Origin of the sequence: Candidatus Competibacter denitrificans Run_A_D11, from assembly GCF_001051235.1 — a bacterium.
In the GTDB taxonomy this organism is placed as follows: Bacteria; Pseudomonadota; Gammaproteobacteria; order Competibacterales; family Competibacteraceae; genus Competibacter_A; species Competibacter_A denitrificans.
Window position 1 is genome coordinate 32,395 of record NZ_CBTJ020000042.1, and the last position, 17,896, is coordinate 50,290.

The following is a 17,896-nucleotide window of genomic DNA, read 5'->3' on the forward strand; positions in this document are numbered from 1 at the left end:
CGATACGCGAGTTGCAACCCTTGCCCCTGAATATCATAAATATTAGACTAAGCTAATATATTAATATTCTGGTTTGGAAGATTGCTTGATGCTCATGTCACATCGCCCCGCGTTTTTAATATGGAGCCTGCTGAGCCTGGTGTCAGCGGGTAGCACCGGCGCCGAACTGCCCTTTCCCGTCGCTGAAGCGAAAATGCAAACCCTGCCCGACGAGCAGATTCTTGATGGCGTCGTTGAGGCGGTGAACCAGAGCACGGTGTCCGCGCAAACGGCCGGTCGAGTCGAAAACATCATGGTCGATGTCAACGACTACGTGCCGCAAGGTGCACCGATCATCCGCATCCGCAATATCGAGCAGCGCGCAGGCTTGGAGCAGGCGCAGGCCAATCTGCGGGAAACTCAATCCCGTTTCCTGGAGGCCGAAGCCGATTACAACCGCGTTCGCAGCGTATACGAGAAAAAAGTCGTCACTAAAGCCCAGATGGATGCGTCCACCGCCAGCTTGGCCGCCGCCAAGGCGCGACTGGAAGCGGCGCAGGCGGGCGTTTCTCAGGCTAAGGAATCGTTGGGCTATACCACCATCAATGCGCCTTATAGCGGTATCGTGCTGCAACGGCATGTCCAACTGGGTGAAACCGTGCAGCCCGGCAAGCCGCTGATGACCGGTTTCTCGCTGGATGAATTGCGGGTGGTGGCCAATGTGCCACAGCGCCTGATCGTGCCGGTGCGCAAATACAAACAGGCGCGGGTGTTACCTCCGAATGGTGGCAAAGGCATCGCCGCCGAAAAATTGACCTTTTTCCCCTATGCCGATCCGCAGAGCAATGTGTTCAAGGTGCGGATCTCTCTGCCCCGAAAGACCGAAGGATTCTATCCTGGCATGTTCGTCAAAGCCGCGTTTCAGGTCGGAGAAGCCAGCGGCTTGACCGTGCCGCGTCAGGCGCTGGTGCAACGGGGGGAGGTCAGCGGTGTTTATGTAGTACGCGACGGCAAGCCGCGCTTGCGGCAGGTGCGTCCCGGTCGGATGGATGCGGAAACAGTGGAGATTCTGGCCGGGTTGGACGCCGGTGAGCCGGTGGCGCTGGACCCCGTTCAGGCTGGTGTCTATCTGAAGGAACAAAGTGCAGCGGATGGCGGAGCCGGGAAATGAGCGCCGCCACTGAACCGTCTCTTGGCCTGTCCGGGGCCATTGCCAAAAAATTCCTGCTCAGTGAGATGACGCCGCTGCTGGCGTTGGTCGGCCTGCTGATGGGCGTGTTTGCGGTACTGGTGACCCCGCGTGAGGAAGAGCCGCAGATCAACGTCACCTTTGCCAATGTTTTCATCGCCTTTCCCGGTGCGACGGCGCGGGAGGTGGAGCGGTTGGTCAGCAGTCCCGCCGAGCAGATGCTGGCAGAAATCGAAGGCGTGGAGCATGTTTATTCGGTCTCGCGGCCCGGCATGGCGGTGTTAACCGTGCAGTTCAAGGTCGGTGAAGCGCGCACCGACGCTATCGTCCGGCTTTACAACAAGCTTTATTCCAACGCCGACTGGCTGCCCGCCAATCTTGGAGTGAGTGCGCCCATCGTCAAACCCAAGGGCATTGATGATGTGCCGATTCTCAGCTTGACCCTGTGGACGCAAGACCCGCAGCGCGGCGCGGACGATCTGGCGCGGGTCGCGCACACGCTGGAAACCGAATTGAAGCGGGTCTCCGGTACCCGCGATTTGTACACCATCGGCGCCCCGGATCGGGTGGTGCAAGTCTTGTTCGATCCGGCCCGGCTGGCGGGTCACGGTTTGTCCCTGGCGGACTTGCGCCGTTCGCTGCAAGCGGCCAATGCTTCCAGCGATGCCGGTGCGCTGGTCGGCGATAACCGCGAAATTCCGGTGCAGGCCGGGAGTTTTTTGGTAGACCCGGCGGACGTGGGCAGTCTGGTGGTGGGTTTGCATCAGGGCGCACCGGTCTATCTGGCGGATGTCGCCGAGATTAAACCGCAACCGGATCAGCCCGTGCGTTATGTCTGGTTGGGCACCGGCCCGGCGGCGGCGACCAGCGGTATTGCGGTCAGGGGCGAATTTCCCGCCGTGACGCTGGCGATTGCCAAAAAGCCTGGCGAGAACGCGGTCGTCATCGCCCAGCAAATTCTGGAGCGGGTCGAACAGCTTAAGGGCACGTTCATCCCGGAAGGCGTCAATATTACCGTGACCCGTAACTACGGCGTCACCGCCAATGACAAGGCGATGACGCTGATCACCAAGCTGATTTTCGCCACCGCGCTGGTGATCGGGCTGGTGTGGCTGGCGCTGGGCTGGCGCGAGGCATTCATCGTCGGCGCGGCGGTGATTCTGACCCTGACCATTACCTTGTTCGCTTCGTGGGCGTGGGGATTTACCCTCAACCGGGTGTCGCTGTTTGCGCTGATTTTCTCCATTGGTATTTTGGTGGATGACGCCATCGTGGTGGTGGAGAACATTCATCGCCATATTCACTTGGGCGGGCATACCTTAGTCGAGGCCATCCCGCTGGCGGTGGATGAAGTCGGTAGCCCGACTATTTTGGCGACTTTTACCGTGATTGCCGCGCTGCTGCCGATGGCTTTTGTCTCCGGCTTGATGGGGCCGTACATGAGTCCCATCCCGATCAACTCCAGCATGGGGATGTTGATTTCGCTGGCGGTGGCCTTCGTGTTTACGCCGTGGTTGACTTATAAGGTGCTGCGGCGGCCCTCACCCCCGACCCCTCTCCCGGAGGGCGAGGGGAGTACTGCACCCTCACCCCCGACCCCTCTCCTGGAGGGCGAGGGGAGCACTGCGCAGGAGGATTTTTCTCATCGGTTGTTCCGGCGAGTGGTCGGGCCGTTTCTGCGCGGACGGCAAGGGAAGCCACTGCGCTGGCTGCTCGGCGGCGGCGTGCTGCTGTTGATTGCCGCTTCGGTCAGTCTGGCGTATTTCCAACTGGTGGTGTTGAAAATGCTGCCGTTCGACAATAAATCGGAATTTCAAGTCATTGTGGATATGCCGGAAGGCACCACTCTGGAACAGACCGCACGGGTGTTGGGTGAACTCGGTCGTCATCTCGGCACGGTCGAGGAAGTGACCGACTATCAGGTCTATGCCGGTACGGCTGCCCCGATCAATTTCAACGGGCTGGTGCGGCAATACTATCTGCGGGCCGGGGCCAATGTTGGCGATATTCAGGTCAACTTGGTGGACAAGAAACACCGTCACCGCAAGAGTCATGAAATCGCGCTGGCCGTGCGCGGGCCTTTAGCAGCGATTGGCAAACCCTACAACGCCAACGTGAAAGTCGTCGAAGTACCGCCCGGCCCGCCGGTGATGTCACCGCTGGTCGCGGAAGTGTACGGCCTGGACTATCCCGGTCAGATTGCCGTTGCCCAGCAGGTGGGCGCTTTGTTCAAGGCCACGCGGGACATCGTGGATGTGGATGATACGGTGGAAGCGCCGTCCGAACGGCTCATCGTCCATGTGGATCGGGTCAAGGCCGCGTTGCTGGGTGTCTCACAACAAGCGGTCGCCGCCGATATCAATGCCGCTCTGCGCGGCGAGGATGTCAGCTACCTGCATTCCGAAAGTGCTAAATACCCGATCCCGTTGCGGCTACGCTTGCCGGTTGCCGATCAGGCCGCTGCGGCTTCGGTGCTGGCGCTGAAGACCCGTAGTCAGAGTGGTCAGTTGACGCCCCTGTCGGAGGTGGTCAACCTCGAAACCAGCCAGCGGGAAAACGCCATTTATCACAAAGATTTATTGCCGGTGGTGTTCGTATTCGGCGATATGGCCGGCAACCTGGATAGTCCGCTGTATGGCATGTTTGAGATTTTCGGCAGTTTGCGAGATCGGGCCATCGGCGGTGGCAAGCTGGAGCAATTCTTTATCCGCCAGCCGGACAATCCCTATCGCTACAGCCTGAAATGGGATGGTGAGTGGCAAATCACCTACGAAACCTTCCGCGATATGGGCATCGCCTACGGCGTGGGGATGATTCTAATTTATCTGCTGGTGGTGGCGCAGTTTCGTTCCTATCTCATCCCGCTGATCATCATGGCGCCGATTCCGCTGACCATCATCGGTGTGATGCCGGGTCATGCGCTGCTGCACGCCCAATTCACCGCGACCTCGATGATCGGCATGATCGCGCTGGCCGGAATCATCGTCCGCAATTCGATTTTGCTGGTGGATTTCATCAATCTGGAGGTGGACAGCGGGGTGCCGTTTCAGGAAGCGGTGATCCGCTCCAGTGCGGTGCGGGCCAAGCCGATCCTGCTGACCGCGCTGGCGGCGATGCTGGGCGCGTTGTTTATTCTGGATGATCCCATTTTCCGGGGGCTGGCCATCTCGCTGATCTTTGGCATCATGGTGTCCACGCTGCTGACGCTGATCTTCATTCCGGTGCTGTATTACGCTGCCTTCCGGCGGCGGCTGGAGCCGACAAGCACCTGATTTCCAAATTTTTGGGAATATACTTGAATGAGGTCCGGCAGCGGCACTGTCTGCCAATCCACGCTGCCTGATCAGATCGATATTCCGGTGTTTGCTCCAAGGCCGATGATTTTTTATCGACCCGGATCAATTCCTGGAGCGATGCAATCCATTCCACAGGTGCAATGGAACGCAGGAGATCATTTATTCTATGAATAACAAGCTCTTGTCGTATATCGGCTGGCTCTTGGTCGCGGTGCTCGGTGCGTTTGCCCTTGGGGCCGTCGCGCTCAATCGGGGTGAAACGGTCAGTTCAGTTTGGCTTGTCACCGCCGCACTCTGTATCTACTTCATCGGCTATCGCTTCTATAGCAAATTCATTGCCGAGCGGGTCTTGCAACTGGACGATAATCGGATGACCCCAGCGGTCGCTCGTAATGACGGCCTCGATTACGTCCCGACCAATAAATGGGTGCTCTATGGCCACCATTTTGCGGCCATCGCCGGTGGCGGGCCGTTGGTCGGCCCGGTATTGGCCGCGCAGATGGGCTATCTGCCCAGCACCATCTGGATTCTGGCTGGTGTCATCATCGCCGGTGCGGTACAGGATTTCATGGTGCTGTTCTGCTCAATGCGCCGCGATGGCCGTTCGCTCGGCGAGATGGTCAAGATGGAAATGGGGCCGGTCGCCGGGGGCATCGCCTTGGTCGGCACGTTGGCGATTATGATCATTATTTTGGCCGCGCTCGGCTTGATTGTGGTCAAGGCGCTCGGTGAAAGCCCGTGGGGCACTTTCACTGTGGCGGCGACCATTCCGCTGGCGATGGTGATGGGCATTTACATGCGCTATCTGCGGCCGGGTAAGATCGGTGAGGCGTCGGCCTTCGGCGTCATCGTGCTGCTGTTGGCGATCTGGTATGGCGGGCATGTTGCCGTCGATGCCACGCTCGGCCCGCTGTTCACCTACACCGCCCCGCAACTGGCCTGGGCGATCATTATTTACGGCGCGGTGGCGTCGATGTTGCCGGTGTGGTTGCTGCTGGCTCCGCGTGATTATCTGTCCACCTTCCTCAAGATTGGCGTGGTGGTGGCGCTGGCACTCGGTATTTACATCGTCGCCCCCGATCTCAAGATGCCAGCGGTCACGCGCTTCATCGACGGTAGCGGCCCGGTGTTTTCCGGCACTCTGTTCCCGTTCCTGTTTATCACCATCGCCTGTGGCGCAGTCTCTGGCTTCCATGCGCTGATTTCGTCGGGGACTACACCGAAGATGATCGAACGGGAATCGCACGCCCGTTTCGTCGGTTACGGTGGCATGTTGACCGAATCGTTTGTTGCGATCATGGCGCTGACGGCGGCTTGCGTGCTTGATCCGGGTATCTATTTCGCCATGAACAGTCCGGCGGCGGTGATTGGCAACACGGTCGAAAAAGCCTCGCAAGTGATCACCCAGTGGGGTTGGGCCATTACGCCAGAGATGATTACCCAGACCGCCAAAGATATTGGCGAACACAGCATTTTGAATCGGGCCGGTGGCGCACCGACACTAGCGGTTGGTATGGCGGAGATTATGGCGGCGGCGGTCGGCGGCCAAACGCTGAAGGCCTTCTGGTATCACTTCGCCATTCTGTTTGAGGCGCTGTTTATTTTGACGGCCGTCGATGCGGGCACTCGTGCGGGCCGCTTCATGATCCAGGATTTACTCGGCACGGTGTACGCCCCGCTGGGTGAGACCCAATCGATTTTTGCGAATGTCATCGCCACGGTGCTGTGTGTGTCGATGTGGGGCTATTTCGTCTACCAAGGCACAGTCGATCCGCTGGGCGGCGTGAATACTATTTGGCCACTGTTTGGCATCGGCAATCAGATGCTGGCGGGGATTGCGCTATTGCTCTGTACCACGGTGCTGATCAAGATGAAACGGGAGCGCTATATCTGGGTGACGCTGGTGCCGACCGCTTGGTTACTGGTTTGCACGATGTCCGCCGGCTGGCAGAAAGTGTTTTCACCCTTACCAGTCGGTTTCTTCGCCATTGCCCAGAAGTACAGCGACGCGGCCGCCGCCGGGACCATTATTGCACCGGCCAAGAGCATCGCCGATATGCAGCGGGTGGCGTTTAACAACTACCTGTGCGGCACGATTACCGCGCTGTTTGTGGCGCTGGTGATCGCCATGGCGGTGTTCGCGATTCGGATGTCTTTACGCGCCATTCGTAATCCCAATCCGACCATCAAGGAAAGCGCTTATCAAACCAGAGATCCGGGAGTCGATTATGCAACCGTCCACTGAGGCGTTAACCAGTACGCTGGTTTGCCAGGAGCAGCAACCAGCCAGGGCTGCGAAAACCTTCTCGCAGCGGCTTGCTGGTTTTAATCAAGCCCTCCGCCGGATCATCGGTGCGCCGGATTATCAGGCTTATCTGATTCGGCATCAGCAGATTCACCCCGATGTGATACCGATGAACGAAAAGGAGTTTTTCCGTTTCGCCATTGACCGGCGCTATGCCAAGGCGGGTCCGCGCTGCTGTTGAAGGCAGTTTAGCCCCGCTGCCGAATGGCGGCGGGGTTTTGTGGAGGCGTTAAGACTCCGATTGCGCCCAGTGCCACCGTTCCGTGATAAAAATTTCGTGTGGCTTGAAGCGTGATTTGTAAGCCATTTTATGGCAGTGCTCAACCCAGTAGCCCAGATAAAGCCATTGGAGTCCCAGGCGTTTTACCTCGGTGAGTTGCCAAAGGATTGCGAAGGTACCGAGTCCGCGCTCTTCTTGCGTCGGGTCGAAGAAGGTATAAACGGCGGAGAGTCCGTTTGCCAGATGATCGGTCACCGCTACTGCAAGCAACGCCTCCTCGCAACGGAATTCGGCCAACCCTGTGGGATTCCAGCGTGAGGTGATAAACGACCAGTAGTTTTCTGGATTCGCCGGGTCCATCCCACCGCCGGTATGGCGGACCCCTAGATAGCGAGCGAATAAATTGAAGTGCTCTTCCTTAAATTCCGCCTCGACCACCTGAACTTGTAAATCCTGATTACGCTTCCAGATACGACGCTGCGAGCGATTAGGCGTAAACCGGTGAGCTGGAATACGTAAGGAGCGACACGCCGCACACGTTCGGCAATGGGGCCGGTAAACATGGTCTCCGCTGCGCCGAAAGCCCAATTCTGCTAATCGGCTGTACAGGCTTAAGTCGGTTACGGTCGGGTCCGCAACCAGGTTGCGGGCTTGGTGGCCCGGCAGATAACTGCACGGGTAGTCAGTGGTCAGAAACATCCGCAAATCGTACAGGGCGTCTCGGGGGTAGTTCATGGCAGCGAAGGACTGAGTAGGTCGGTCAGCAAGTCGGTATCGAACTGCCAAAGCCCTGTCCGACCAGGCAATGAACAGCTTGCTTGCAACAGCTTCAGGAAAAGCGCGCGAGGAATTTCGACCCCTCCCATCCGTAGCATATGATCGGTGCGCATTTGACAATCAATGGCCGCGAATTCCCAGCGTTTCAACTGAGCGGCCAGAAAGACCAGGGCAACCTTGGAGGCATCACTCATCACGCTGAACATGGATTCGCCATAAAAAATTCGGCCGATGGCCACCCCGTACAAACCGCCCACCAGATGGCCCTCATGGCGGACTTCGACCGAGTGAGCATGGTTGAGACGGTGTAAGCGGCAATAGGCTCGGTCCATGTCTGCCGTGATCCAGGTACCGGTGCCCGGGGTGCGTGGGGCGGCGCAAGCGGCGATCACTGCCGGGAAGTCGGTATCGAGGGTGATGCTGAATTGCCCCTTGCGCAGGGTTTTGCGCAAGCTGCGCGAGACCTTGACCCGTTCCGGAAACAGGATCAGGCGCGGGTCGGGAGACCACCACAAAATAGGCTGGCCGGGGGAATACCACGGAAAGATACCGAGCCGGTAAGCGCGCAACAGACGGCGCGGATGCAGGTTGCCGCCGACGGCCAGCAACCCGTCCGGTTCAATCAACGCCCGGTTTGGATGCGGGAACGGCTGGTCATCGTCAGACGGGTCCAGCCACGGCAGGCGCATCGTGCATCACCTTGTTGCGGTAGGGTGAATGTTGTAGCAATTCTCGTGCGTAATTGCGCACGGCGGGAGTCTCCCGAGCCAAAAAGCCCGCGATAGCCCGGCGGAAAGCCGGGTGGGCGATCCAGTGAGCCGAATGGGTGAGCGTTGGCAAAAAACCCCGGTGAATTTTATGTTCACCTTGCGCCCCCGGCTCGAAACGCAGTAACCCTTGGCGTATGCAATAGTCGATGCCCTGATAATAGCAGGCTTCAAAGTGGAGGCTATCGTACTCAGCCCGACAACCCCAATGGCGTCCATAAAGGGTAGTGGCGCTGCGAAAGCAGAGCGCGGCTGCGATCTCATGGCCTGCCAGAGCAGCGAGCACCACGACCAGGCGGTCGCCCAATGTCGCAGCGATGTCGAGAAAAAAGGGTAAATTCAAAGTAGGGACGCCACCCAACCGCTCGAACGTCGAACGGTAGAATCCGTGGATCGTCTGCCATTGTGCCTCGCTGATCTCGCCGCCGTGCAACACCTGTAATTCACAGCCAGCCTCCTGCACCAGCCGACGCTCTCGGTTGATATTCTTACGCCGCTTGGCGGTGAGCGTATCGAGAAAATCCTGAAAGTCGCGGTAGCCTGGGTTTTCCCAGTGGAATTGGCAGCCTACCCGGTGCAGCAAACCCTGTTCCAGTAACGGTTCCAGATCTTCGGTGGCCGGGAATAGCCAATGGGCCGAAGACCATTGATGGTGTTTCGCTTCCGCTAATGCAAAATCGATGAGCGCCCGGCGGGTTGCGGCGGGTTGCGGTTGGTCTGGCGCCAGCAGCAGTCGGGGGCCAGTCGCTGGCGTATAAGGAATCGCTCCCACCAACTTGGGATAATAGGGGAGATTCTGTTGACGGTAAGCTTCAGCCCAGGTCCAATCGAAAACGAATTCGCCATAGGAGTTGAATTTGAGATACAACAGCGCAGCCCCAAGCAAACGCCCAGTGTCGTCTCGACAGATGAGATGCCATGGGAGCCAGCCTGTCCGCTCCCCGACGCACTGATGCCGCTCCAGGGCCACCAAGAATTCGTGGCTGAGAAAGGGGTTTTGTTCCGATACCAAGGTATTCCATTCGAGTGCGAGGATTGCGGTCAGCGTATCAAGGCGTTGAATCTGCATGAGTGATAGAGCGGTGGTAGTGGGCAAGCGATTGTTACAGTTCGGTTATGGGCAGCCGTTGGTATTGGAACGGCAATTGGCCGATCAGTTCAGCGGTGGCCATAGGGGCTTGTCCGTTCGCTACCCTTCACCTGAGCGCTTCGGGATGGGACAATAACCATGCCCTGAGTCATCACAGAGCGGCCACCGGTCGCCACTTCATTTCGCACACCAATAGGATTGAATTTTGCCGCAGGCACACCGCGTTAAGACCGAACCACCCGCCATTCGGGCAGGTCTCACCCGTTTTTTGCAAGGGATTTTCCGGGAAATAAGTTTTTGGCTGGTCGCTGCCATCGCTTTGGCGATGACCGTCGCGCTGGCCACCTTTCATCCGGCTGACCCGGCGTGGACCCATACCGCGAACGTCACTCGGATTCAGAATGCCGGTGGCGTAGCCGGGGCCTGGTTCGCCGATATTCTGCTCTATTTCTTCGGTTATCCCGCCTATTTGTTGCCGCTGGGTTTGTTGTGGGCTGGCTGGCGGCTGTTCAAGCGTGGCGCGTTGCTGGAACTGGATGCCGAGATCGTTTTTTTTCGAGTCTTGGGCTTCGCTGTGGCATTGACCACCGCCGGCGGATTGGCCACGGTCCACTTGCACGCTACACCAGCCACCCTACCTGGCACCGATGCCTCTGCTGGCGGACTGGTGGGTGTTTACGTCAGCCGCTTTCTCATCGAAGCCTTCGGCTACGGTTGGGGTAACCTGTTGATGGTGGTTTTATTGTTAGCCGGCGTGACTCTCGCCACCAGTTTTTCCTGGCTCAAACTCCTGGATTGGGTCGGAGGCGTGGTATTAAGAGGCGGTGGGCTTTTCGGTGGCCCCCCCAAAAAACCGCCTAAACAGCCATCTCGCTCTATTCATACGCCGCCTGATGATCCTATTAAGCCATCGACTAAAACAGCCTCTTCGAAGCCAGATAACACGTCGATGGAGAAGCGAACTGCCGTAGTGGCTCATTGGATGGGGCGTGGGTTAGGCGGTATGGCGAGCCTGGTGCGGGCAGGGGCGCGGGCAGGGTGGCGTGCCGGTCGCGCGGCATTCGAGCGCAAAAATACGGTAGAGCCGGATTCTGTCGCTGGGGATCAGCCCGGATTCACGCCCACGGCTGAACCGCCGTCTCCCGTTGCCCAAGAGATGCCCTCCAGCGGAATGAGCCGTCACGGCGGCCGTATTGAACCCGTCTTACATCTGCCACATGAGCGTGAGGAGCGTGTTGCCGTCAAGTTGGAACCACGGACACCGGTGGCTGTTCCCGACTCACCGAGAATGCCATTATCAGATTTGACCTTGCTCCCCAGTGCGGTTCCCCCACCGAAGGCGGTTACTCGATCCGTGCCTACCCTACCGCCACCATCGCGGAATGCGGCCACGATGGCTCCTGCGGTGGAGGTGCCCTGGGTGGTGGCTGAGCGATTTTCCGAACCGGCTTCGAATGACCCGATCACGGTGGCGCCGGCCTTAATACCGCAAGGAAACACCCTCTCTGCCGTGGCCACGCCACCCGTGGCCAGCATGGTGCGGCGGGTGGCTTTGCCGCAGCGTCCCCAAACAAATGCCTTGCCGTCCCTGGATTTATTGGATCGACCGGTCGAACGAACGTCGGATTATTCGTCGGCAACTCTGGAGGATATGTCGCGCCACGTTGAGGCGCTGCTCAAGAGCTTTGGGATCGTCGCCCGCGTAGTAGCGGTCGAGCCTGGCCCGGTCATTACTCGCTTTGAAGTCGATCCGGCACCGGGTGTGAAAGTCAGCCAGATCAGCAATCTTGCCAAGGATCTGGCACGCGGCCTGTCGGTGATCAGCGTGCGGGTGGTGGAAGTGATTCCCGGTAAGTCAGTGATCGGTCTTGAAATTCCTAACCGAAAGCGGCAAATGGTGTATCTGCGTGAAGTCCTGGAAGCGCCGATTTACACGCAGTCGGCCTCGCCGTTGACGCTCGCTCTGGGTATGGATATCGGTGGTAATCCGGTAGTGGCCAATCTGGGGAAAATGCCCCACCTGCTGGTGGCAGGGACCACTGGCTCCGGTAAGTCGGTCGCCATCAATGCCATGCTGCTCAGTTTGCTCTACAAGGCGTCACCCACTGAAGTCCGCTTGATTCTGGTGGACCCGAAGATGCTGGAATTATCGATGTATGAGGATATCCCGCATCTGTTAACGCCGGTAGTGACCGACATGAAGGAGGCTGCGAATGCGCTGCGCTGGTGTGTCGGCGAGATGGAGCGCCGTTATCGGCTGATGGCAGCGTTGAAAGTGCGCAATATCGCAGGTTTTAACCGCAAAATCGAAGATGCGTTGGCAGAAGGGGAAACGCTACCTGACCCGTTCTGGAAACCGGACGGTGCCAGCGGTGGGGAGATTCCGGCGCTACAGCCGCTACCGTTCGTTGTGGTGGTCATCGACGAACTGGCCGACATGATGATGATTGTCGGCAAGAAGGTGGAGGAATTGATCGCGCGGCTGGCGCAGAAGGCCCGCGCGGCCGGTATTCACCTGATTTTGGCGACGCAACGACCCTCGGTGGACGTGATCACCGGCTTGATCAAAGCCAATATCCCGACCCGGGTCGCGTTTCAGGTGTCCTCGAAAGTCGATTCGCGCACCATCTTGGATCAGATGGGCGCGGAACAATTGTTGGGTCACGGCGATATGCTGTATTTGCCGCCGGGTACTGGCTTGCCGCAGCGGGTCCATGGCGCTTTCGTGGATGATCACGAGGTCAATCAGGTCGTCGATTATTTGCGGCAAACCGGCACGCCGGACTACATCGACGATGTGTTGGTCGAACCGCGTGAAGAGGATGAGGGTAGCGAGGAGGGTGAGACCGGCGGGCGTGGCGGTGAGAGCGATCCTTTGTATGATGATGCGGTGCGGATCGTGACTGAATCGCGGCGCGCTTCCGTGTCGGGCGTGCAGCGCCGGCTACGGATCGGTTACAACCGGGCGGCGCGGTTGGTCGAAGAAATGGAAGTGGCCGGGGTTGTGGGTCCGCTGCAATCCAATGGCAGCCGCGAGGTTTTGGCACCTCCACCGCCGTAGGTTGGGCGTGGGGGGTACTCTATGTCCTCGCTAAGGAATTTTCGTTCGACTAAGCGCTTGTTTTTACAAGCCCGCCAAGTAACCGATAGCCAATGGCCGATAGTCCAGCGTATTGCCGGCCGGCGGTGTCACTGCGTAATAAAACGCCTTGGTGGTCTTGCTGGTGTTCCACGCCCACGCCACCGGTTTTCCGGTGACAACATCTTCGTAAAGTGTGATGAATCCGGAACCAAGCCCCTGATCGGCGACCCAGTTGGTGCCATTCCACTCTTTGTCGTAGCGAGAGTCGGGGTTGGTATTCGAAAAGTAATTGCCGTGCGGGCTGTTGGTCGAATCATAAACCTTGACCAGGTAACGATTGACGGTAACCACATCAGGGATGGGATAAGGCGGGGCGATGTTAGCATCAGCCAAATCCATGCTTGCTAAAACCATCACATGCCCCGTGTTGCCACTGGTGGTATAGCTGGATGCGATCAAATCACCGGCTCTCATCTGAGAGACAGTCGCTCTGGATTTAAGCGCTAATTTGGATTGCGCATCGCTCACCCGGTTTCTGATCGCCGTAAACCACTCGTCCGCATAGGGTGAACTGCTACCCGTCAATGCAACCAAGACCTGATCAGTCACAAATCCGGGATAGGTGTTTTTTAGCAGTAGATTGACGAATGAACTGCATTTGGTTTGCGCTTGCAAAGTCTGGGATGCGTCGTAAGCGAGCGTTGCAGGGGAATTGAACGCATTATTAGCAGCTTTAATCTGGCTGACGTAAGTTTGAGCCTGGGCAAGGTGATCAGGCCAAACGGCTGCACTGGCGTTGCCAGCGGTCACCAAAAGGCCAGCCAGTGAGATAGCAAACAACGGAGCAGCACGAAGTTTTTTTATCAACATTTCGGTCATCCTTAAGAAATTTTTATGCCGGCCCCTAAGCGCAACCGATGGCGGTCTACCGGGATTGGTTGCCATACACAAAAACTAGTGGCACAGCGGAATTTTTGATTAAAAAAATTAACATTGATGTAATTATATTACATTATTGCCGATCTGCAATGTTTTTTTTGCCAAAGGAAGGCTCGACTTTAGTGGTAAAGCAAAATCCGCAGCAAAGCGATGAGGGAATAGACGGAGGCGATGGTTTGGACTTGGACTTGGGCTTGGACTTGGGTTCAGGCTTTGACGGGCCGCTTGGCCAGCTTGCGTTGCAAGGTGCGGCGGTGCATATCCAACTGGCGTGCGGTCGCGGAGATGTTGCCATCGTTATCGCGCAATACCCGCTGGATGTGTTCCCATTCCAGACGATTCACGCTTAACGGACGAGCGCTAACCGGTGCAGCGGGATCGCCCGCCGTCGCTGCAAACGCGGCCAGTACCTGATCGGTATCCGCTGGCTTGGCCAGATAGTTCACCGCGCCCAATTTGATCGCTTCCACCGCCGTGGCCAGGCTGGCATAGCCGGTTAGTACCACAATACGGATCGCAGCATTCAACGCCAAGAGTTCCGGGATCAAACGCAGTCCCGAATCACCCGCCAGATTGAGATCGACCACAGCGTATTGCGGTGGGTCGATGCGGGCCTGGTGCAAGGCGGTATCGCTGCGATGCGCAACGATCACGGCGAAACCACGCCGACCCAAGGCATTGCCCAGCACCTTACAGAAAGTTGGATCGTCGTCCACCAGCAGCAGGCGGGGCTGTGCAGCGGCGGCTATCATGCCGCTGCCAGCCGGGCAGGGAGGTCGATACGGGTGCAGGTTCCACCCTGAGCATCGTGCGACAGCGTCACCTGCCCCCCCAGGCGCTCCAGCGTGGCATTGGCCAATAACAAACCAATCCCCGCGCCGCCCTCCTTGGTGGAAAAAAAGCCCTTTCCCGGCGGATGCGGCATCTCGGCCGGTAAGCCCGGCCCACGGTCACGAATCTCGATCACCACCCGCTGCGCGTCCCAGCGCCCCGCTAGATCAACGCCTTCAGGACAAGCGTCCGCCGCATTAGCGAGCAGACTGATCAGGGTTTGGCCGACGGTGTGCGGTGCAGCCACGGTCGGTGGCGGCAATGAACCCGCGCAGTGAACCCGCAGCGGCACCCAGGGCCGGAGCAATTGCCAACGGTTGCGGGTGCGCTCCAGCAGCGCGTCCAGTGGTTGCGCCGCCTCGCGGTCGGTGGCCAGGTCGGCGCTGCGCAACAAATCGCCGAGAATGGTTTTGCACACCTCAACCTGTTCGCGCAGCGTGTGCAAATCGTCACCCAGCACCGGGTCTTGACGATATTCATGCTCTAACTCTTTCGCCAGCACCGCAATCGTCGAAAGCGGCGTGCCCAACTCGTGCGCCGCGCCCGCTGCGAACATGCCCAGGGCCAATATCTGTTCATCGCGCAACGCCTTTTCACGCAGGCGCGCCACCTCCCGATCCCGTTGGCGCAGCGCTGCCGCCAGCCGCGCCACGAAACCGGCGACCAGCAGGGCGCTGATGACGAACACCAGCCACATCCCCCATAGGTGGGCGTGAAAGCCAGGGCCATGACCGCTGAGCATTCCCGGCAGCGGCAAATAATCAACCATCAAGCCGGTATAGACCGAGACCGTGACAGCCGCCATCGCCCAAACGCACCGGATCGGTAACAGCGTGGCGGTAATCAGCAAGGGCAATAGCAGCAGCGAAATAAACGGGTTGCTGGCCCCACCGCTGAAATACAGTAGCCCGGCCAGCGCCAGCACGTCGAGCTGCAAATAGGCGAATAACTCCCACGGCCCGACCGGCTTCAACAGTCGGGTACGTGGATGCAAGGCGATGAACGCCAGCGCGATCACGCCTAAAAACAGTGCGATGAGCCACGGCGGCAATGGCAGCGGCGGCGTCAGCCCGAAATGCAGCCAGAGCAGCATAACGCCCGGCCCCAGCACCACCAGCAGGCGGAGCAACAACAAACGGCGCAAGTCTTTCATCGGTCTCCGTCGATTTTCCAGCAAGCGGTAACGAGAGTGCTTGTATTGTAAAGATATTCCCCTGTCCTGTCGCAGGTGCGGCAATTTGTCGCATTTAAGCGTACTAAGCCCCTTTCTACAATGGGCGAATTTTCGACAGGAACACCTGGAATGAAACCTCACCGTCTGGCCTTGATCCTGACCGCTCTACCGCTGGCTGTCCATGCTGAAGAAACGCGCGTTGATGCTGAAGAAACGCGCTTGGATGAAATCTCCATTACCGCCACTCGTGAAGAGCGCGCCAGCGGCGAGGTGCCCCAGGCCATCGCTGTGGTGGGCAAGGCGGAGTTGGAAGACAAGAAGATGTTCAATGTCAAGGAAGCCTTGCAGGCCATTCCCGGCGTGTTTGTCGATAGCAAGAACGGGGGTTTTGATGCCCGGCTTATCATTCGCGGCGCCGGGCTGAAAGCGCCGTATGGCATCCGTGAAATCATGGTGTTGCGTGACGGTGTGCCGCTGACCGATCCCGACAGTTTCAGTCGTCTGGATTTCGTCGATACCCAGGACATCGAACGCATCGAAGTCGCCAAGGGGCCGGGCAATCTGTTCGCGGCAGGCAGTAGCGGCGGCGCCATCCAAATTTTCTCGAAATCGGTCTTCGATGATGCCGCCAACAATCTCAAGCTGGGCTTTGGCACGCAAGGCACCCAGAACTATCACCTGCGCTATGGGCTGACCGGCGAACGGCAGGCCGTGGCCCTGACTGCCACCTATCGCAACATGGATAACGATTGGCGGATCTGGAATCAGTTCGACACCACCCAGATTTCCTTGAAGCATGGCCTGTTGCTGGACGGGGGCAGTCTGGAAAGCGAGCTGTCCTACGCCGAAGCCAATATCCAGTTGCCCGGTGCGATGGACAAGACGCTGTATGAGCAGTTTGTTGACAAGGGCAAGCAAACCGACACCTCGGAAGCGTGGAAGCACTCCGGGCGTTATTCCAAGGTGCTGTTTCTCAATAGTAAATATGAAGTTGAATCCGGCGATTTCACCTTCAAGCCCCGGCTCTATTACAACACCTGGTATCACTACCACCCGGTCACCGGCATTGTGAACGAAAGCGAGGAGTGGGTGTGGAATCTGGGCGCAGACCTGGAAGGCCAGTGGAAACACAGCGGCGGCACCCTGGTGGGCGGGCTGACCGCCCGTCAGGAAAGAACCCCGGACTCCCGCAAATACCAGTACGGTCAGGTAAAAACCACCACCAGCCGGGGGGCCTGTGTCGATTCGGCCACAGCGACCGGGCGAATTCTCGCTACCTGTTCCGATGCCAAGGGTCGGCTTGCCGAAATCGACGATGCGACCAACCTGCTCACCGGCATTTACCTTCAGGAGTCATGGCGTCCGGCGGAACGCTGGATTGTGGACATCGGCGTGCGCTACGACCTGATCAACTTCACCGACGACAACCAGCAGTTCTGGAAATACGACTATGCAGCCGGAAAATACATTAAGGGCGCAGGGCCGAGTCACTCTGAAAAAACCTATCGTCTGCCCGCGCCCAAGCTGGCAGTGAATTACAAGCTGACCGATACGCTGAATCTGTTTGGCATGATCGCCCAGGCCGGACAGGTGCCCTCGCAGAGCGAGTTTTCCAACAACCCAGCACTGGAGGCACCGATTTCACGCAATCACGAAATCGGCCTGAAAGGGCGCAGCAAAGATTGGCGCTTTGACGCCAGCGTATATGTAAACAACGTCGAGAAGGAAATCGTCACCATCACGACCGGTGGCGTCAACAACTTCGTCAATGCCGGGGAAACCGAGCGCAAGGGTTTGGAACTGGCGGGTAGCCTGAATCTGGCTGGAGGTTTCGAGCTGGGCGGCTACTACGGCTATGCCGATTACACCTATGAGAGTTTCAGCGAGCCGGTGGGTGGCAAGAATCTGGATCGGGCCGGTAACACGGTGCCGTTCGTCCCGAAAAACCAATACGGCGTTTTCCTCGGCTGGGCGTCGCCCACCGGCTGGAAAGCGCGGCTGTCCTCCAACACCTGGGGCAGCTACTGGCTGGATAACGCCAACACCGAGAAATATGCAGGCTGGGATTGGGTGACCAATTTCTCCCTGAGTTATGAACAGAAAGGTCATTCGGTCACTTTGAATGCCGATAACCTGTTCGACCAGCATTACGCGATGGAGGTGAAAAAGGACACCATCGGCAAGGTCACTTACGCGGCGGCCGCACCGCGCACGCTCATGCTCACTTACCGCTACGATTTCCAGTGA

The 17,896-nt window shown here is 58.3% G+C and carries 13 protein-coding genes; 7 read left to right on the forward strand and 6 right to left on the reverse strand.

Features of this window, described 5'->3' with window-relative positions; translation table 11 throughout:
- Positions 1–88 precede the first annotated feature (88 nt).
- The 4 genes from BN873_RS09465 (at position 89) to BN873_RS09480 (ending at position 6,950) form a co-directional block, all read left to right on the forward strand.
- Complete coding sequence (locus BN873_RS09465) at positions 89–1,150, forward strand: efflux RND transporter periplasmic adaptor subunit (RefSeq protein ID WP_048673262.1); 1,062 nt, start codon at positions 89–91, stop codon at positions 1,148–1,150.
- Complete coding sequence (locus tag BN873_RS09470) at positions 1,147–4,440, forward strand: efflux RND transporter permease subunit (protein ID WP_048673264.1); 3,294 nt, start codon at positions 1,147–1,149, stop codon at positions 4,438–4,440. The genes BN873_RS09465 and BN873_RS09470 overlap by 4 nt, the downstream gene beginning before the upstream one ends.
- A gap of 190 nt (positions 4,441–4,630) precedes the next feature.
- A complete protein-coding gene (locus BN873_RS09475) occupies positions 4,631–6,709 on the forward strand; it encodes a carbon starvation CstA family protein (protein WP_048673266.1) in 2,079 nt (692 codons plus the stop codon).
- Positions 6,693–6,950, forward strand: a complete 258-nt coding sequence (locus BN873_RS09480; protein WP_048673269.1) for a YbdD/YjiX family protein — start codon at positions 6,693–6,695, stop codon at positions 6,948–6,950. Before BN873_RS09475 ends, BN873_RS09480 begins: the two co-directional genes overlap by 17 nt.
- A gap of 48 nt (positions 6,951–6,998) precedes the next feature.
- Here BN873_RS09480 and BN873_RS09485 read toward each other — a convergent pair whose 3' ends face one another.
- Genes BN873_RS09485 through BN873_RS09495 form a run of 3 tightly spaced genes read right to left on the reverse strand, consistent with a single transcriptional unit; the run spans position 6,999 to position 9,602 of the window.
- Positions 6,999–7,724 carry an arginyltransferase gene (locus BN873_RS09485; RefSeq protein WP_048673271.1) on the reverse strand — a complete coding sequence of 242 codons (726 nt, stop codon included), beginning with the start codon at positions 7,722–7,724 and terminating at the stop codon, positions 6,999–7,001.
- On the reverse strand, positions 7,721–8,455 hold the full coding sequence (gene aat / locus BN873_RS09490) for a leucyl/phenylalanyl-tRNA--protein transferase (protein ID WP_048673273.1): 735 nt from the start codon (positions 8,453–8,455) through the stop codon (positions 7,721–7,723). Before aat ends, BN873_RS09485 begins: the two co-directional genes overlap by 4 nt.
- A complete protein-coding gene (locus BN873_RS09495; RefSeq protein WP_048673275.1) occupies positions 8,427–9,602 on the reverse strand; it encodes a GNAT family N-acetyltransferase in 1,176 nt (391 codons plus the stop codon). Before BN873_RS09495 ends, aat begins: the two co-directional genes overlap by 29 nt.
- On the opposite strand from BN873_RS09495, the gene BN873_RS20380 reads away from it, so the two are divergent.
- A complete protein-coding gene (locus tag BN873_RS20380) occupies positions 9,601–9,759 on the forward strand; it encodes a hypothetical protein (protein WP_171820447.1) in 159 nt (52 codons plus the stop codon). The two genes, BN873_RS09495 and BN873_RS20380, sit on opposite strands and share 2 nt — an antisense overlap.
- A 69-nt stretch (positions 9,760–9,828) precedes the next feature.
- Complete coding sequence (locus BN873_RS21150) at positions 9,829–12,684, forward strand: DNA translocase FtsK (RefSeq protein ID WP_048673277.1); 2,856 nt, start codon at positions 9,829–9,831, stop codon at positions 12,682–12,684.
- 63 nt (positions 12,685–12,747) lie between these two features.
- Here BN873_RS21150 and BN873_RS09505 read toward each other — a convergent pair whose 3' ends face one another.
- From BN873_RS09505 to BN873_RS09515, 3 genes are all read right to left on the reverse strand, one after another.
- On the reverse strand, positions 12,748–13,575 hold the full coding sequence (locus BN873_RS09505) for a hypothetical protein (RefSeq protein ID WP_048673279.1): 828 nt from the start codon (positions 13,573–13,575) through the stop codon (positions 12,748–12,750).
- A 275-nt stretch (positions 13,576–13,850) separates the two neighbouring features.
- On the reverse strand, positions 13,851–14,396 hold the full coding sequence (locus BN873_RS09510) for a response regulator transcription factor (RefSeq protein WP_048673282.1): 546 nt from the start codon (positions 14,394–14,396) through the stop codon (positions 13,851–13,853).
- Positions 14,393–15,628, reverse strand: coding sequence for an ATP-binding protein (locus BN873_RS09515; protein ID WP_048673285.1), 1,236 nt, complete (start codon positions 15,626–15,628; stop codon positions 14,393–14,395). The genes BN873_RS09510 and BN873_RS09515 overlap by 4 nt, the downstream gene beginning before the upstream one ends.
- A gap of 150 nt (positions 15,629–15,778) precedes the next feature.
- Here BN873_RS09515 and BN873_RS09520 point away from each other — a divergent pair, with 150 nt between their 5' ends.
- Complete coding sequence (locus tag BN873_RS09520; RefSeq protein ID WP_053085289.1) at positions 15,779–17,896, forward strand: TonB-dependent receptor; 2,118 nt, start codon at positions 15,779–15,781, stop codon at positions 17,894–17,896.

Excerpts from the sequence above, each read along its gene's own strand:
- BN873_RS09465 (WP_048673262.1), top strand. The coding sequence starts at position 89 with ATGCTCATGTCACATCGCCCCGCGTTTTTAATATGGAGCCTGCTGAGC.
- BN873_RS09470 (WP_048673264.1), top strand. The coding sequence starts at position 1,147 with ATGAGCGCCGCCACTGAACCGTCTCTTGGCCTGTCCGGGGCCATTGCC.
- BN873_RS09475 (WP_048673266.1), top strand. The coding sequence starts at position 4,631 with ATGAATAACAAGCTCTTGTCGTATATCGGCTGGCTCTTGGTCGCGGTG.
- BN873_RS09480 (WP_048673269.1), top strand. The coding sequence starts at position 6,693 with ATGCAACCGTCCACTGAGGCGTTAACCAGTACGCTGGTTTGCCAGGAG.
- BN873_RS09485 (WP_048673271.1), bottom strand. The coding sequence starts at position 7,724 with ATGAACTACCCCCGAGACGCCCTGTACGATTTGCGGATGTTTCTGACC.
- aat (WP_048673273.1), bottom strand. The coding sequence starts at position 8,455 with ATGCGCCTGCCGTGGCTGGACCCGTCTGACGATGACCAGCCGTTCCCG.
- BN873_RS20380 (WP_171820447.1), top strand. The coding sequence starts at position 9,601 with ATGAGTGATAGAGCGGTGGTAGTGGGCAAGCGATTGTTACAGTTCGGT.
- BN873_RS09495 (WP_048673275.1), bottom strand. The coding sequence starts at position 9,602 with ATGCAGATTCAACGCCTTGATACGCTGACCGCAATCCTCGCACTCGAA.
- BN873_RS09505 (WP_048673279.1), bottom strand. The coding sequence starts at position 13,575 with ATGTTGATAAAAAAACTTCGTGCTGCTCCGTTGTTTGCTATCTCACTG.
- BN873_RS09510 (WP_048673282.1), bottom strand. The coding sequence starts at position 14,396 with ATGATAGCCGCCGCTGCACAGCCCCGCCTGCTGCTGGTGGACGACGAT.
- BN873_RS09515 (WP_048673285.1), bottom strand. The coding sequence starts at position 15,628 with ATGAAAGACTTGCGCCGTTTGTTGTTGCTCCGCCTGCTGGTGGTGCTG.
- BN873_RS09520 (WP_053085289.1), top strand. The coding sequence starts at position 15,779 with ATGAAACCTCACCGTCTGGCCTTGATCCTGACCGCTCTACCGCTGGCT.